This window comes from Bacillus sp. MYb209 (assembly GCF_002975175.1).
GTDB lineage: Bacteria > Bacillota > Bacilli > Bacillales > Bacillaceae_G > Bacillus_A.
In genome coordinates, this window is sequence record NZ_PCNZ01000008.1 from 56,875 (window position 1) to 74,360 (window position 17,486).

Genomic DNA, 17,486 nt, shown 5'->3' on the forward strand with positions numbered 1-17,486 from the left:
ACTAACCACCTGTGCATACTTCATTCTCATTTCTCTACATAGTAAAACATAAGTCTAAGCATATATATGCAGATCAAAATCCATATTTATATCATATTTCGTGGAGTTATATGACTATTTGCCAACGTCAATACACGTTTTCTTAATTCCGTCTTCTCGAGATTCTTATAAGTTTGGAGAACTGCTTCAATTTCGTTTATACAAAGGTTCGATGTTTTACCTATATAAATTTTAGGATGAATTTGTTGTTCATGTATTTCTTCTTTTTTCAATAGTTCTTCAAAGAGCTTCTCTCCAGGTCTTATTCCAGTGAACTCTATTTGTATTTCTTCCAGCGAATTTCCTGATAATGTAATTAAATTTTTCGCAAGATCTACTATTTTCACAGGATCTCCCATATCTAACACAAATATTTCTCCACCTTTAGCTAATGCACCAGCCTGTATTACAAGCTTGGACGCCTCTGGAATTGTCATAAAGTAACGAATCATATCTGGATGTGTAACCGTAACTGGACCACCTTGCTTAATTTGTTTTTTAAACAACGGTATAACACTACCGCGGCTTCCTAATACATTACCAAATCTTACAGCCACAAACTTTGTATTACTTGTTTTGTCCAAGTTTTGAATTACCATTTCAGCAAGCCTTTTTGTTGCTCCCATTACACTTGTCGGATTCACAGCTTTATCTGTAGAAATCATTACAAACGTCTCGACCCCATTCCAGCTTGCCGCTTTTGCCACGTTTGTTGTCCCAATTAAATTGTTTTTGATAGCTTCTTCGGGGTTACGTTCCATCAATGGTACATGCTTATGTGCAGCGGCATGATAAACAACTTGAGGCTGATATTGACTCATTACTGACATCATTTTCAGATCATCCTGTACATCAGCAATTTCTGTGGTAACGACAATATCTGTGTCACCGTATAGCTCTTTCAATTCCATTTCGATAGAATAAATACTATTTTCACCATGACCTAATAAAATCAATTGTTTTGGGTTGAATTTTGCAATTTGACGACAAATTTCAGATCCAATTGAACCACCAGCACCAGTTACTAAAATAATTTTATTAGTAATAAATTCTGAAATACTTTCAATATCCAATTCAACAGGATCACGTCCTAATAAATCGTCTACTTGGACATCACGAAATTCATTCACTGAAACTTTTCCAGTCACTAAATCCTCTAGCATTGGAAGAATTTGTGTTTTTATTTTTGTCTTGGAACATTCTTGAAAAATCATATTTAATGCTTTCTTGCTAAGTGAAGGAATTGCTATTATGATGCTATCGATATCTAATTGCTGAACAGCAAATTCAATACGGTCAATTCCTCCAATTACCGGTATTCCAAGAATATCCAACCCTTGTTTCTTTATATTATCATCTATAAATGCCACAGGCAGTAATTCAGTATCATTACTATTCAAAAGTTGCCTTACAACCATTGTACCTGCAGAACCCGCACCAATAATTAGTGTTCTTTTTTTGTCCTCCCCTTTTTGAATATAAGCATCTCTGAACATCCGCCATAGAAAACGTGATCCTCCAATCAGTAGAATATGAATCATCCACGTTACAACAAGAAGACGGAAATAAATATCTTGAACCAATATTTGTTGTACTACTGCTGTTGTGATAACAGAAAGTGTGATTGCTTTTAAAATAATTAGCAATTCTCCTACACTTGCATACTCCCATGCTTTTTTATAAAGCTTATAAATAAAAGAAAAAATATGATGGCTAAATAGCAGCGTCATTGCACTCACTACGATGGGAAATGTTATGACATTGAAATCAGCACTTACTAAGAAGCGACTAAAGAAAACCGTAGTTAATACGATTAAGGAATCAATTAAAATTAATAAGGATAATCTCTGGCGATACGTCATAATAGGCCCCCCTCTCTAAATTTTTTATATATAACAAAAGGAAATCCTCATAATTGTTATCTTAGAATTAAAAGATTTATATATTGAATATGTCTAGCTAAACATATAGACAAGGAAAATAATCAATAACCAACTAATACAAAGTTCCTATCTACAAAATCCTTTAGAAAGACTTTCTAGACAAGAACTTCAAATAAGTTTGGGCATCCAACCCTCCCTCACACCACACTCTTGACGACTAACGTCTAAGGTTCTTCAACCCACAGTATGATCGAGTGTCTCCATTGATAGTGGTAAGGAGACATCACCGTACCCTATAATTTTTTATAGGTGGTCTTTCATTCTCTACTATAAAATATATGAAAAGCTTCTCATCCTTACGTCACCCATTAGGAAAGCACTGTATTATTATTTTATGTATAATCAATTCTAATAAATCTCTTATACTTTTTTATTTAGAATAGCCCCTACAAGCTTTCCTTTTGTTAAATCTAAGGCCCTATTCGCTTCAACAACTGCTTCACTAGCAGTTTGATAGCAACTTAACACCAATAATACCCCATCACATTGACTAGCTAGTATATTTGTATCTATAACCTCAAGAAGGGGCGGAGAATCAAATAAAATAATGTCATACTGCTCTATTGCTTTGCTAATTAAATTTTGCATAGATGGTAAACTAAGCATCTCAGCTGGATTATTAATTTCGGGACCACTTGTCAATATATGTACATTTTTGATTTCTGTCTGCATTACCACTTTTTCTAATGCTGCTTTTCCCTCCAAAACATTTGTTAATCCAGATTTATTTTCCATTCCAAAAATCGCATGTAGTTCCGGAGTTCGCAAATCCGCATCAACAACTAAGACTTTTTCATCTCGCTGAGCCATAGAAACCGCCAAATTTGCCACAGTGGTGGTTTTACCTTCTCCATATCCAGGAGAAGTAATAATTATAGTTCTTGTTTTGTCCGTGCCAATTGCAAATTGAAGGTTAGTACGAATTGTTCGATATTCCTCAGCCATCTTCGATTTCGGAGCGATATGAGCAATTAAATGACTATTATCAAGGATACGGCTTTGCTTTTTATTATGAATCAAATGTTTTCCCCTCCACTATTACACTTTCTCTCTTACTTGTTTTATCTACTATATTATTTTTCTTCATTTGAGAAACACTTCCTAAAACGGGAACCGGTAATAATTTTTCAATGTTACGTTCCGATTTAATTGTTTCATCAAGAGAATCCAATACAAAGACTACTCCGATACTCAGTATAAGACCGGCAGCCAAGGCCATCTCAATCGCTTTTGCATGATTCAAGTTTATCGGTAAAGGATGCTCTTGTACTTTTGCTTCTGTTAAGATGCGGACATTCGAAAAATTTAGGATAGCATTGGCCTCTTCTTTATAAACACTTGCTGTAGCATTGGCAATTTTGACTGCCTCCGCTGGATTAGTATCCACAGCTGTAATAACAAAAACCTGCGACTCTTCAATCTTTCCAACACTAACCTGTCCATTCAATGCATCTGCTGATTTTTGCGAATTTAATTGCTGGGCCACTTTCTCTAAAACAATAGGTTCCTTTATCATCACTTTAAGTGTAGCTATAGCATCAGCATTAGCTGGAATGAGGATTCTTGCAGAAGACGCATATAAAGGCGTTTTCATGAAAATGCTATATATACCACCAATACATGCCGCTAATATCGTAATTACTGCAATAATCCAAAATTTTCTTTTTATAACATTAAATAAATTTTTTAAGTTTATTTCCTTTTCCATGTTTCCCCTCCATTACTGTCTATTTAACTAATAAAAAAAGCTAATCGCTGGTAAATCAAATCGTATAACCTAAGTTAATTTTGATTATATCGAACATAATTTACTAAATCATAAGTAGAATGAAATTTCTGAGTATATATTTCATTCAGAAAATATATACCTTGTTTCTTTAATCTTAATATACTCATTTAATATTCATTTTAGTTCTTGATAATGAAGCCGTCAATATAAATTTATACATCAAATCCAACGATTACCTTATTATATTTAATTCAATTATCCTTATATAAATTCAAAAATAACTTCATAAATAATTATTTCAAATGAATTAATTTCTTCATATATTGACATATTATAAAAACTATTTAAAACTGAATTAAACAATATCCTACAAGTTTGACGACTGAAAAAAAGAAGTATTATTAAAAAGCTAATTCCAAAAACAGATTCACCTTAACTGTTTACCCAACATATTGATTCTGATCCATAAAAATTTTAGCATCCTTTTCTACAAAAAAAGACTTCATTTCTAATGAAGTCTTTTTTGTATCGTTAAAGCTTAGTTACAAACCATTTCACTTTCCACTAACTTTTTCATATAATCTAATAGCTCTTTTTTTAACTCTTCGTGTTGCAGTGCCATTTCAATTGTTGTTTGAATAAACCCTAGTTTTTCTCCGACATCATAGCGCTTTCCTTCGAAATCATATGCAAATACACGTTGAATTTCATTTAAACGCTGAATCGCATCTGTTAACTGAATTTCTCCGCCTGCCCCTGTTTGTTGATCTTCTAAGAACATAAAGATTTCTGGAGTTAACACGTAACGCCCCATAATCGCTAAGTTAGATGGTGCTGTTCCTTTAGCAGGTTTTTCAACAAATTTACTCACTTGATAACTGCGATCCTTTTGCTCTAGCGGATCAATAATACCATAGCGATGCGTTTCATTCTCTGGAACAGTTTGAACACCAATTACTGATGATTGTGTATTCTCATATTGATTCATTAATTGGCGTAAGCACGGCGTATCCGCTTGAACAATATCATCACCAAGTAGTACCGCAAATGGCTCATTTCCAATAAATTTACGAGCACACCAAACAGCATGTCCTAAACCTTTAGGCTCTTTTTGGCGAATATAATGAATATTGATCTTTGAAGATTCTTGTACTTTTTCAAGAGTTTCATACTTTCCTTTTGATAGTAAGTTTTGTTCTAATTCAAAGGAATGATCGAAATGATCTTCAATTGCACGTTTTCCTTTTCCTGTTACGATAATAATATCTTCAATTCCAGACGCAATTGCCTCTTCCACGATATATTGAATTGTTGGTTTATCAACAATTGGTAACATTTCTTTTGGCATTGCTTTTGTTGCTGGTAGGAAGCGAGTCCCTAATCCAGCTGCTGGAATAATAGCTTTTCTTACTTTTTTCAATGATATTCCTCCTAGTAATCTAAAACATATTTATATAAACTATAAAATTTAACCACTATAAAAAGAATTAAATAATTTAATTACACTACTATGTAAAAATAAATTATCTATCCTCTGTTTTAATTTTATGATTTTTGCCTACTCATATTTCCCACATTATTATTCTATAACTAAAGATATTACTAATACAAAATCAATGAAATATTATATCGATATCTCTGACAATACCTTCTTATTCTATTTTAACTTTTTTTGTACTTGTTCTTCTAAAATATTTTCCCACTTATCACCAACAACATTAAAAGTATATCTTTCAACATTTTTTTTAGCCTTGCGACCATATTCTTTTCTTAATTCTTCAAATTCCATTAAGGTCATTAATGAATTAGCAAGTTCATCAATATTTCCTTCTTCTACAAGCAATCCATCTTCTTTATTTTTAATTATTTCGACAGGCCCTGTACAAGCAAAACTTACACAAGGAACTCCTACTGACATGGCCTCAATTATAACCATTCCAAAAGGTTCATATCTGGAGCTTAAAACATAAATTGATGAATTAAGCATCTCACCAATAATATCATTCGTTTTTGGCATTAAGAAAATATTATTATAGGCTTTATAATCAAAAATCTGTTGTCGAAGAAGTTGTTCATCTTCTCCCGAACCAAATATTTTTAGCTTCCAATCCGGATATTTCTCTATAACTTTAGAAAACGCAGGGACTAAAAGGTCAAAACCTTTCTGAGGTACATATCTACCCGCAGCAATCACTACTTTTTTATCTAGTGCAGCTATTTCTTTAGGAACCGCTGTAGCATTTTCTACTTTATATAACGTTACCCCAGTTCCCTTTAATAGTGATTGATAGTCGCTAATTTCTGAATCTGTTAAACATGTTAAAGCATCTAATTTCCCATAATATTTTTCAATTTTATTTTGTAAACACTTTTCATGACCACCGAAATACTTATGTTCTTGACCAATCTTAATTACATTATTACTTACAAATCTAGTTGCTAAGATATTAAATGATGGTATTGTTGTAATTAAGATACCCTCATTAATTTTCCTTAGAGCCGCAATAATCTTAAAATCGACAAAGAGATTAAACATATGATATAAATCTTCGCTTTTATCTATGAAATAACTTGGCATTTTCAATAAGATCTTTTTTATTACTTTCTGGTAAAGAGGTGTGTTTCTCCCAAATAATTTTCCTCTTCTAGCATCAAAGATAGGATTAAGCTTTACTTTTTTATTAATATCGAACATCGGTTTTGCACTCGTTCTTCTAACACTGACAATCTCCACATCATAATTTTGAGAGGCAAAATAGTTAGCAGTATTCACAACTGTTCTTACAGTTCCCCCCATTCCATAAATATTATATACAAGAAAGGTAATTTTCATCCTTATATACCTCACTATTTCTTTATTTTTCATTTGATATTTTCTTGATTTCTTTATAAATTCGTTCAAAATTCTTTTTATCATGACGCGCATAATATTTTTTAGACTTAATGAGGTACTTAGGTTTATATTTAAAATCTTTTTGAACATACTCATTAATATATTTTATTACTTCATCTTTTGTATATGCTATATCTCCAACTAACTCCCTGCTCAAATCTACATAAGATCCTCTATGTTTCAAATAATCATTGATATCAAAATGATAGAAAATCGATGGTTTTTTCAAGTAATTAAAATCAAACACAACACTTGAATAATCTGTAATCATTAAGGAACTACTTTGCATCAATTCTTTTACGCTTTCTTCGCCTAATTTAACAATTTGTATTCTCTTATATAAAGATGAAAATTCATCTTTATATTTTTTTTGTATTTCGATATGTGGAAAGAATTTTAATACTAAATCATTTTCCTCTAATAGATTATGCAACCTCTTATCTTTTAATAATTGACTATAATGCACATAAAAATCTGATGCTAAAAATTCTTTTTTTGAATCAATAATCCAATCTCTCCATGTAGGCATAAGAAGAATCTCTCGAGTTTTTCGACTTTTACTTTTATCTACTAAAGAATCAAATCTAGCTAATCCGGTAACCATCACTTGATCCTTTTTAAAATTCATTTCGTTTATCATAATATTTTGTTCATGTGTAGAGGAAACAACGAATTTTTTAATCATTCCATTATAAGACTTTCTATTAAACTGCAATTTTTTCATTGCAATAATACCATGTTGTAGGTAAATTACTTTCTTTGGATTACTTCCCATCTTAGGATGGACAATGCTTGGAATAACATCCCTAATGCCATGACTTACGATAAGATATTCACTTAAATGATATAGAACAAGGTGTTTAAAACTATCATACCGCAGAACCTTTTCTTTATACGGTTCTAGGTTTGCCATATTTTTGTTATTGGTTGTACTCACATAATAGTAATTTTCTGAGGTTTTATTCTTAACACAAGACTCAAAAAAAGCAAATCCATTATCTTGCGCAACTTCCCCCAAATTTTCCCCAATAAGCCATACTGGTTTCTTTCGAAATTTACTCCATACTTTAGCAACTCCTCTGGCCATTAAGAATTTTATTTTTTCTTTTTTTCTTTCATGTGCCTTTAAGCTCCTTATTTCAAGTGACATTATCTTATCCTTTTTATTAAAGAACGTAGAACAATATAAACCACTTTCCATTTTTATCGTATTTTCTTTAAAAGTGGAGTTTTTATTGATAATATTTATATCCTCACAAAGTACCATTGTTTCCACATTATTATTATTAACATTCGCAGCAAAGTACACATCCCATTTCCCTGCATCATGAAGCTCATTTACTTTCATAAATGATGAATTAATATAAAATAGATACTCATTAAGATTATTTAATTTACCTTTCTGTGTTACAGTTTGACCAGTTTTCTTTTCCTTAAAAACTAACCTTGCATCTTGCAATTCAAGCTGTTTTTCTACCGTTGAATAAATTTTGAGTTTTATATTATCCTTATTTACATCCATTTCAGTACAATAGGATTGTAAAGAATTCTGTACAGACACTGATAATTCATTTTGATTTGTATAATAGGGCTGAATTTGTATCGGATGCCCATTAACATTCCGGTTTAATGAAGGATAAATAATTGCCTTTGCTTTATTCTTTATATCATCTAAATTAGATATGAATTTAAACACAATATTATTTCCATTACCCTCAATATAAATCATAAACTGTAAGTTTACTTCACCAATTGTTTCAATATCAAATGAATCCCAATCATATGAGCTATTAAAATAATAGCCTCCGTCTCCTTCTGAAAATTCATTTATACAATTGATTTTTAAATCCATAGATTCCTCATGAAGATACACATCTTTTAAAACATAGTTAACATCCGGAATGCTTACAAAGCCTTTTACGATTAGCTTACTCGCTTCATAATCAACTCTAATAACATCACAGTATACTCCTTCATCTCTAACCAATACTGCTAAATTATTATCTAAAGTAACATATGGTCGGATTCTTTTTATAGTACCGGATCGGGAATAAATTGTTTTAGGTATAACTACAAAGTCCATTTTAGCTTCTAGGATAGAATCTAGATTTAATGGAACTCTATCTTTAACCCCGCTCACTTTAAAACTTAAGAACACATCCCAAATTCCCTTTTCTTCAAAGAAATCACCTTCTTCAAACGCTATTGTCTTTGTAAAAGAATGGTTTATTATCCTAATAGGATGTGATTGATGTCTTTTCGTATCTCGATGGATAAACAATAACTCTACCATCTGATTTTCCGCATCCACCATACAATTAAATTGCACGAATCCCTCGATAGTGAGCTTGTTCTGTCCTAAATTTACAGTTTTAATTTTAGTAGAAACCATTCTCTCTTCATTTTTTTCAATTTTAAGAATTAATTCCTGTTTATTATTACGAGAAAACACGTGATAATACAATTGATCATTATAACGAAAATAATGTCCAACTACTTTTTTTTCTTGTTTATTTTCAACCTTTATTAATACAGACTTGCCATTAAGCTCCCCTTCGCAATACAATTCCCAGTTACCTTCATATAAAGGATTTCCCTTTAAATTCAGCGTTACTTGATATTCATTTGTACTGTCATTCACTTTTAAATCTGTTAAGTTTTTCACTTCTTTTGTAAGGCCATTTTTCAAAAAGAACTCTTTTAAATAAACCTCTCTACGCTTAGACTTCGGGGAGAAATCCCCCAGTATTACAAAATCTTTTTCTTCATTTTCAAAAATTTCATTTGCAGAGACAACAATACCTACAGAGTCTTTTCTACTAAATTCAACAAACTGTTCAACTGAATTAATCGCATTCACTTGAAAAATTGTGTTATCAGGACATATAAAGAATTCCTTCTCCAAATTGTTATATACATGAAGAACAACAATGTCTTTATCTAGTTGTAAATAAACTTTTAATTTTCCATTATTCATTATTTCGGAAAGTCCCGAAATTGGTAGAACACATATAATTCTATCTTTATGGATTTTCATACTAGATAGTGATAACTGTTTTTTAGAATTTCCTTTATGAATAAATAATCCCTTTACTCTCTCATAAATATCTTGCATATTTCCATCTGTTTGTATAGAGATTTCAAGTTCGATGCTTTTATTTTGCGTAATTTTCATTTCTTCCAATAACACTTTTACTTTCAATTCAATCTCACCTTTCATCTGTTAACAGTTAAATCCACTATCCGACTACTTTGTGTCCATTTCTCTATTTACAATTTATGTTTTATAACTTATATAAAAAATTATCCTAACTACTATCATTAGTAGGATTGATATTTCTATATTCAAATAAAGATAACGTAGTATACTTATTTATTTAATTAACAATATAACGAAACAATTCTAACTAAAAAAGGGAGGATTTAGTTTTTCAGTTGCTCTCTCTTTGCAAGGATCTCCAGGACAATTCTCTTTGAATTATTTTTATCGATATATGAGAATAAGTGATTTCTAAGCGATTTATACCTTTCTTTCTCCTTAAATCCATTGTGCATATAGAAAGTTAAGAGTTGAACTAGTTCATCCACATGCACACATCTATCTCCAAATAATTCATGTTCTACGTTTAAATAACCATTCATTATATGATCGAACTGAAAGAAAATAATTGGTTTTTTTAAATAATACATATCCCAAGAAACACTAGAATAATCTGTTATAAGCAGTGAAGATTCCATTATCAACTCATTAATTTTTATATCTTTGTATTTTACAAATTGTACATTTGAAGTATTACACTCAAAATAACGAATAGAACTATGAATTCTTGGATGCATACAAAATTTTAAAATAACGTTATGTTTCTCTAGTTGTTCAACAAGGGTTGTATCATTTAGCAGCCTTTCATATTGCCTATAAAATTGACTATCTAAAAACCCTTCCTCTGATACCTCATCTAGCCACTCTCGCCATGTCGGTAGCAATAGAATTTGTTTTTGCTCCCCACTCTTATCTTGCAAATAATCCCACCTTGCTAATCCACTCACAATGATTTCATCTTCTGTATAATTAAAAAATTGTTTTACAATTTCTTTTTCATATTCCGAAGATACACAAAATAAATTCGTTCCATTCGGACTACCTTTTTTAAAAATTGAATCCACCTTTTTCAAACCTAGCACACCGTGTTGTAGAAAAACGTGCTTTTTAGTATGAATAACTTTCTTTAACGTTCCCCTGTTTTCTTTCCATATATAACAATGTGCCTTTGACTCAGAAGATATCATAAGTGTACTAGCAAGGAGATAAATCATATACTTGATGCTCATAAAGTCGATAACTTTATCCTCATATTGATCAAGCATCTTATAGTCATTAGACTTTTTGTTAATCACATAATATAGATTGGGAATTTGCTTATGATCATAGCAATACTTAAAGAAATAATAAGAATTATCTTGTGCGGTATGGCTAAATTTCTCATATACTAATACAATGCCTTTTCGATCCCAATGCCATTTAAATGTATAATATATGATTAATGCCAGCTTTTCTTTCAAAGCATATTTTAACTGATCATAGGTTCCCTTCCTTCGATAATGTAAGCTGAGTCCACCTTTAACAGTCACATATGGATATACTACATATCCATCTTCACCATGGTCACGCTGTAATCGATTGTTTAGCTTTCTATTAACAATATAGCTGGGATGTTTAATTCGATAACTTTTAAGTTCATCGGATTTCAAATGTACATAAAAATCCCAAAAAAACGGGCCTAGCTCAAGTTGATCCAGCTCTATTTCAAAGATAACCTTTTTTTCAAATTCATTTACGCTACTTTCCTGATACGGGAGTTGATAAACTTTATCTCCGTTCCTTTTTTTTAAAGTTATAGCCTCGACCGTACATTTATCTCTACATTTTACTCTAATAGCAAACTGCCATTTTCCTTTTTTCTTCTTAAATGACGTTATTCGTATTTTAGAAATTAACTTTCCGGAGGATTTGACCATTCGCTTCACTCTTTCTTTAGCACTTCAACGAATCAAATTCATATAGTTAAATATATGATTTTCAAGAAATTTGTATGTTATAACTCAACTATGAGCGATATACGAAGGTTTTAATCCCACCGTAATCATGTAAACACTTCATCAATTTAATTAGCATGTAAAAATATAGATATTTGATCAACAGTTATACCATCTGCGGATGAAAATTTAAAATCATATTTATCAGAGCGGTATATAAATGATGCTCCGTCTTCACTTACTAACTGCGCTTGACCTAACTTCTCTAACATCGCCACCTTAGGGATAGACATATTCTGTATTGTAACCTGTTTTACAGTGAACTGATGGTTATATAGAACATTGATATTTTCATAACTATTTAATGTACCCTCTAATAGTTCTTCGGTGTTTTTTGGCTTCCCTATCACACCTTGTACATCTTGTTGATTTTTTCCTAATAAAGATATACCACTTTCAAAGTTTTGATTTGAGCCCGATAGCCCCTTTAACTTGTTGGAGATAACCTCATACTGTAAAGCTGAGCTAAAAGGAATCGTACTTGACACACCCTCACTAATCCATCCTTCTGTTCCATCTTCATATACAATTTCCAACCAGTTTATATCGTTTTTTTCATCTTTTTGCTGTGTCTTTACCACAAACGGTGTACCAAATTCCATCATAGCTACTTGTTTACCATTTAGATTTGGCATACTTCTGATCTTTGCCTTTGCCATTTTCACATATCGAATATCTAAATCCGCCAATGGATTTTTTTTCTTTTCATTAGACACTTGTTTCTTTTTACTTTCAGCTTCCGCCTGGGGAGGCTGGACAAACAGATCCTTTTTCAAATAAGCAGTACTTCCAACTCCGATACATAAGACCAATCCTGCCAATGGAATCATATATTTTTTCTTCCGTTTCCTTGGATTTAATCCAGTATGTGCAATATCTAAAGCCTTAGCGTCCTCCTGCTTCATTTCCTGACCGGCTTGTTTTCTCTGTGCTTCTTCTTTAAATTTTTGTTGCTCCTCTTTACTCATAGCACGGTATTCTTTTAAAAACTGTTCGTATTTAGGCATTACGTCTTTCATAAGCCCATAATCCTTAATTTCACCATATTCAATCCATAACGCTTTTGTACAAAATTGCTTTACTTGTCCTAATGAATGACTCACAAAAAAGATCGTTTTCCCTTGTTCTTTAAATTCATTCATTCGTTTTAAACACTTATCTGTAAATGTTTGGTCACCTACAGACAAGGCTTCATCAATAACTAAAACATCTGGATTAATATTCACAGAAATTGCAAAACCAAGGCGAGATTTCATACCGCTAGAATATTTTTTTACAGGCATATCAATAAACTTACCAATATCGGCAAACTCGATAATTTCTGGTGTTAATGTTTGAATCTCATCCTTACTTAGCCCCATCATCAAACATTTCAATTCAATATTTTCTCGGCCTGTTAATTGGTTATTAAGTCCGACAGCTATAGCAATAAGTGATATTTTACCCTTTATATCAATAGTTCCTGCCGTAGGTGGTGTAATGCCAGCAATTAAATTAGACATTGTTGATTTACCAGATCCATTTACGCCAATAATACCAATTACATCACCTTTTTGGGCTTCAAAACTTAAATTTCTTAACGCGTAAAAATCTTCACCAAACCCGCCCGGATATATAATATCCTTTAACTTATCAGAACTTTTACTATGCATTTTATATTTTTTTGTTACATTATGAAACTTCACTGAATAGTTCATTTTTTACAATCCTCATTATAGATAGTCTACAAAATGTTTTCTAAATTTCACATGTACTGCTGTACCAATCAATAGCATAAAGAACACAATTCCCCAGAAATACAGTGTATACATTATATCTTCATAAAACCAACCCGTTCCTAAAAAAGCATTTCGATAGCCTTGGACTATGTAGCATAATGGATTCAGCTGCATAATCTTTTGTAAAACAAGCGGTAACTTCTCAGGGGTCCATAAAATGGGAGTTAAATAGAGTAGCATCCGCATTAAAGATTGCACTATCATTTGTACATCACGCACGATCGTAGATAAAGTAGAAGTAATTAAAGAAAACGCAAAAACAAGCATAACTGTGGCAAACATATAATAGGTCAATTGAATATAATAGATTGAAATCCCTTGACCCGATACTAAAAATATAAAGGTAACAATGCCTATTAATACTAGATGTTGATAAAAGTTAGACATAATTACATAACTAGGAATAACACTCATTGGAAAGCTCATCCTTGAGATCATATTTAACCTTGTATAAATAGATTTAGAAGCTTGCATAGTTGCAGGATTAATAAAGAACCATACCGATATGCCAGAAATCAACCAATATATAAATGGAACACCATTTACCCCTGAACCACCTCTTATTGCAGTTCCAAAAACAAACCAATAAATGCCCATTTGGATTAGAGGGTTTAACATTTCCCAAACGATGCCTAGATAGTTATCTTTATTTGTACTTTTAACTTGATAAATAGATAGGCGTTTAATTAAATAGAGACTATTTATCTGTTCTTTTAATACCATAATCATTGCATTCATTTTATTGTGCCTCTCCAAAAAACACTTTCTCTACTACACGTTTAGATGCAAGACCATCTTCCAAATAACAGTAGTTATTATAGAAAGTATCATATTTTTTTTCAAATTCGCCCAATCCATCCCTTGTGAATTTCATAATCTCTTCCAATACACCTTCAGTTGTTGAAACAACTGGTCCAGGAGCTTCCTTTTCTAAATCAAAATAAAAGCCTCTTAGCTTATCACGATATAAATCAATATCATACGTATAAAAAATAATAGGTCTTTTCAAATTTGCATAATCAAAAAAAACAGAAGAATAATCTGTAATTAGCACATCTGATAATACGTACAATTCATTAATATCGACATGATGGGAAAAGTCATAAACAAACCCTTTATACGGAGCTAAATCAAACTGTTCTGCTACTAAATAATGCATCCTTAACACAATGATATAATCAGAACTTAACTTTTGCTGTAAAAGGTTTAAATCCAGTTGTAAGTCTAATTTATAACGCCCTTGGCTATAAAATTGATCATCTCTCCACGTTGGAGCATATAAAATGATTTTTTTATCTACAGGTAAACCGTTTTTTTTCTTCAGCTCTTCAATCTTCTTACAATTATTGTTTACATATAAAAAGTCATTTCTAGGATATCCAACTTCAACTACATCTTTTTTAAATTGAAATGCGCTTCGGAAAATCTTTGTTGAATACGCATTCGGTGACAATAAATAATCCCAATTTTGCGCTTCTCTCTTAAATTTTTCCTTATATTTTTCTGTAGTTGTGCCTGGCATATGAACTTCTTTCATATCCATAGCTAATTTTTTTAGTGGTGTACCGTGCCAAGTTTGTACATAAGTAGTATGCTTAGGCTTTGGAAGCCACAATGGCATCCGACTATTTGTAACCCAATATTGCGCACGTGCCATTAAAATAAACCAACGGATTGAAAAGCGCTTAACATATGGAATATTCGCCTCTTTAAACTGTTCTATATAGTTTTTATTCACACTCCACACCATTTGGAATCCTAAATGTTGCTGTTCCATATACTCGTATATCGCACGTGGATTACAACTATACTGTTTGCCAGAAAAACTTTCAAAAACAACTAATTTCTTTTGAGCAGGTAAGTGACTGCATAGTACAAATATCGTTTTACAAGCAACCTTTACTATTCGATGATTTTTTATTTTTTTGATTACACTCATATTATCCATGCACCTTCTAACTACAATTAGCCTTTTTATAAATTATCACGATAACCATTTACATTCTTACATTCAATGCCCCTGATTCAAAGACCGTAAGAAAAATTAAACACCCACGAAAAAAAGCTAAGTATTTTCCTTGGATCTCACTTAGCCCCTTTACCTTACAACTTAACTTAAAGCTCAACCTCTTTTTGATCAAATAAGCAATTGACCAACTTCTTACTTGAATTCCCATCCGAATATTGATTCCAACGTGCATTGAATTGCTTCAACTTATTACTATCAAACGAATAGTTTCGCACTGTTTCAATAATTTCAGCTGAGTTATACACAACAGGTCCAGGGACATCAGCAATAAAGTCTCCAATGATTCCTCTTTTCTTCACATATTTCTTTAGATCATATGCAAAAAATATCATTGGTTTATTTAACAAACAAAATTCAAAAGGGACAGAAGAATAATCTGTTATTAAAATATCTGTTACTAAAAACAAATCATTTATATTCGGGTATAGAGAATAGTCGTATAAGAAATCTTTATACGATTCCTTATATTCCAGATTATTTCTAATAGCTGGATGTAGTTTGATCACAAGAATATATTCATCTTCTAAAGCCTCATACATTGCATCAATATTTAAATGTAAATCAAAATCTTCCAGTTCTTTATCTCTAAAAGTTGGAGCATATAAAATGACCTTTTTCCTTTGTAGATCAGGAAGACCACATAGGAGACTATTAACAATATGCTTTTGATGATTTTTATTAAAAAAAACATCTGTACGAGGGATGCCCGTTTTTAATATATTTTCCTCTTCTATTCCAAAGGCATCCATATAGATATTTGCCAAAGCATCAGAGCCTACTACAACTTTATGAAAATTGTTGTAAACCTTTAAAAACCTTTTTTGTGCGTATTTACTTCGCCTTTTAAAAGAAGGGGCCAATAATCCGAATTTTTTAATGGCACCCGCCGCATGCCAAATTTGGATACATTGTACCCCGCTTTTAAACCGGATCGTTGACAACGATCCAAAATAATTATCGATAATAACATGTTGAGATGTCGCTAAATGATACACTGCTTGTATAGTTTGTACTATACTTTTTGTTTCAAATGCGAATGATTTTACATCCGGATAACTTTTCACTTCATACTTACAAGTTGATTTATACAAAAAAACAACTTCACAATTTACATGTTGTTTCTGCATTTCTTCATAAATAAAGATAAGATTTTCCCCATAAGACATAATAAAGGTTACCTTATTTTTAAGAGGAAATACTTTTGCTATGTTGAATAGGATTTTGAACACAATTAGATATACTGTTACAATCAGTTCTCGAAACATAATACACTATCTAGCAACTAACACTAGCTCCTGTTTAATTTTAGTAGTAGAAATCCCAATTGTTCTTGGTAAATAAACAACCTCACAGTATTCTTTCAAAAAATCAAATTCTCCTCCCCAATCATCACCCATAACAAAAATATCTACGTCATGATTAACAACATCTTTTACTTTCTGCTCCCAACTATGCTCAGGAATCACCTCATCCACATAACGAACCGCTTCTAGAATCATTTTACGATTCTCATAGCTATGATAAGATTTTTTATTTTTTAATTTGTTAAATTCATCTGAAGAAACAGCAACAATTAAATAATTCCCTAAATCTTTCGCTCTCTTCAATAAGTTAATATGTCCCCAGTGCAATAAATCGAAAGTCCCATATGTAATAACCTTTTTCATAATCGCGCCCCCTGTGAAATGTTCTTTTTTTATAATTATTTGCTTTAGAAATATATTAAAATTAGAGCGTCCCTTGCACCTATGTAAATCCAAAACAAATTTACATAGATTTTACATCAAGTTCACACGAAATTCACAAGGATGATTATAACATAATTTTTATTTACAAACTATGACAATAACCTAACAACCATTGTCACATCTCGTTTAAGAAAGCGCTTTCTTATCTAGTGTTACAAATCTCCTCTTCCTTCCTTTTATTCACAAAAAAGTGCGAAGGAACTATTTCCTTCGCACTTTTTACTACCCTTTAT

At 31.6% G+C, this 17,486-nt stretch carries 12 protein-coding genes; all 12 read right to left on the reverse strand.

All coding sequences use genetic code 11. The features are described from left to right. Positions 1 to 86 precede the first annotated feature (86 nt). The 12 genes from CQZ94_RS15115 to tagD all read right to left on the reverse strand — a co-directional run bounded on the left by CQZ94_RS15115 (position 87) and on the right by tagD (position 17,172). Positions 87 to 1,901: a polysaccharide biosynthesis protein gene (locus CQZ94_RS15115; protein WP_002184563.1), complete on the reverse strand. Its 1,815-nt coding sequence runs from the start codon at positions 1,899 to 1,901 to the stop codon at positions 87 to 89. A gap of 441 nt (positions 1,902 to 2,342) precedes the next feature. Next, positions 2,343 to 3,002, reverse strand: a complete 660-nt coding sequence (locus tag CQZ94_RS15120; RefSeq protein ID WP_002184562.1) for a CpsD/CapB family tyrosine-protein kinase — start codon at positions 3,000 to 3,002, stop codon at positions 2,343 to 2,345. Then, positions 2,992 to 3,690 carry a YveK family protein gene (locus tag CQZ94_RS15125; RefSeq protein WP_105586044.1) on the reverse strand — a complete coding sequence of 233 codons (699 nt, stop codon included), beginning with the start codon at positions 3,688 to 3,690 and terminating at the stop codon, positions 2,992 to 2,994. The genes CQZ94_RS15120 and CQZ94_RS15125 overlap by 11 nt, the downstream gene beginning before the upstream one ends. 559 nt (positions 3,691 to 4,249) lie before the next feature. Further along, the gene (gene galU / locus CQZ94_RS15130) at positions 4,250 to 5,131 is read right to left on the reverse strand and encodes a UTP--glucose-1-phosphate uridylyltransferase GalU (RefSeq protein ID WP_041488624.1); all 882 of its coding nucleotides are present in this window, start codon (positions 5,129 to 5,131) and stop codon (positions 4,250 to 4,252) included. A 237-nt stretch (positions 5,132 to 5,368) separates the two neighbouring features. Further along, on the reverse strand, positions 5,369 to 6,577 hold the full coding sequence (locus CQZ94_RS15135; RefSeq protein WP_233152496.1) for a glycosyltransferase family 4 protein: 1,209 nt from the start codon (positions 6,575 to 6,577) through the stop codon (positions 5,369 to 5,371). Then, the gene (locus CQZ94_RS15140) at positions 6,567 to 9,806 is read right to left on the reverse strand and encodes a CDP-glycerol glycerophosphotransferase family protein (protein WP_105586045.1); all 3,240 of its coding nucleotides are present in this window, start codon (positions 9,804 to 9,806) and stop codon (positions 6,567 to 6,569) included. The genes CQZ94_RS15135 and CQZ94_RS15140 overlap by 11 nt, the downstream gene beginning before the upstream one ends. Before the next feature lie 221 nt (positions 9,807 to 10,027). Next, on the reverse strand, positions 10,028 to 11,620 hold the full coding sequence (locus CQZ94_RS15145) for a CDP-glycerol glycerophosphotransferase family protein (RefSeq protein ID WP_105586046.1): 1,593 nt from the start codon (positions 11,618 to 11,620) through the stop codon (positions 10,028 to 10,030). 146 nt (positions 11,621 to 11,766) lie between these two features. Continuing rightward, entirely contained in the window at positions 11,767 to 13,395 is a 1,629-nt protein-coding gene (gene tagH / locus CQZ94_RS15150; protein WP_105586047.1) for a teichoic acids export ABC transporter ATP-binding subunit TagH, read from the reverse strand. A gap of 15 nt (positions 13,396 to 13,410) precedes the next feature. Further along, positions 13,411 to 14,214 carry an ABC transporter permease gene (locus CQZ94_RS15155; RefSeq protein WP_044438318.1) on the reverse strand — a complete coding sequence of 268 codons (804 nt, stop codon included), beginning with the start codon at positions 14,212 to 14,214 and terminating at the stop codon, positions 13,411 to 13,413. A 1-nt stretch (position 14,215) separates the two neighbouring features. After that, positions 14,216 to 15,415, reverse strand: a complete 1,200-nt coding sequence (locus tag CQZ94_RS15160; protein ID WP_105586090.1) for a CDP-glycerol glycerophosphotransferase family protein — start codon at positions 15,413 to 15,415, stop codon at positions 14,216 to 14,218. A gap of 176 nt (positions 15,416 to 15,591) precedes the next feature. Next, on the reverse strand, positions 15,592 to 16,770 hold the full coding sequence (locus CQZ94_RS15165) for a CDP-glycerol glycerophosphotransferase family protein (RefSeq protein WP_078176149.1): 1,179 nt from the start codon (positions 16,768 to 16,770) through the stop codon (positions 15,592 to 15,594). A gap of 6 nt (positions 16,771 to 16,776) precedes the next feature. Continuing rightward, positions 16,777 to 17,172 carry a glycerol-3-phosphate cytidylyltransferase gene (gene tagD / locus CQZ94_RS15170; protein WP_078176150.1) on the reverse strand — a complete coding sequence of 132 codons (396 nt, stop codon included), beginning with the start codon at positions 17,170 to 17,172 and terminating at the stop codon, positions 16,777 to 16,779. Between the last annotated feature and the right edge of the window lie 314 nt (positions 17,173 to 17,486).

Coding starts and splice junctions, on each gene's coding strand:
- CQZ94_RS15115 (WP_002184563.1), bottom strand. CDS start 1,901: ATGACGTATCGCCAGAGATTATCCTTATTAATTTTAATTGATTCCTTA.
- CQZ94_RS15125 (WP_105586044.1), bottom strand. CDS start 3,690: ATGGAAAAGGAAATAAACTTAAAAAATTTATTTAATGTTATAAAAAGA.
- CQZ94_RS15135 (WP_233152496.1), bottom strand. CDS start 6,577: ATGAAAAATAAAGAAATAGTGAGGTATATAAGGATGAAAATTACCTTT.
- CQZ94_RS15145 (WP_105586046.1), bottom strand. CDS start 11,620: ATGGTCAAATCCTCCGGAAAGTTAATTTCTAAAATACGAATAACGTCA.
- tagH (WP_105586047.1), bottom strand. CDS start 13,395: ATGAACTATTCAGTGAAGTTTCATAATGTAACAAAAAAATATAAAATG.
- CQZ94_RS15155 (WP_044438318.1), bottom strand. CDS start 14,214: ATGAATGCAATGATTATGGTATTAAAAGAACAGATAAATAGTCTCTAT.
- CQZ94_RS15160 (WP_105586090.1), bottom strand. CDS start 15,415: ATGAGTGTAATCAAAAAAATAAAAAATCATCGAATAGTAAAGGTTGCT.
- CQZ94_RS15165 (WP_078176149.1), bottom strand. CDS start 16,770: ATGTTTCGAGAACTGATTGTAACAGTATATCTAATTGTGTTCAAAATC.
- tagD (WP_078176150.1), bottom strand. CDS start 17,172: ATGAAAAAGGTTATTACATATGGGACTTTCGATTTATTGCACTGGGGA.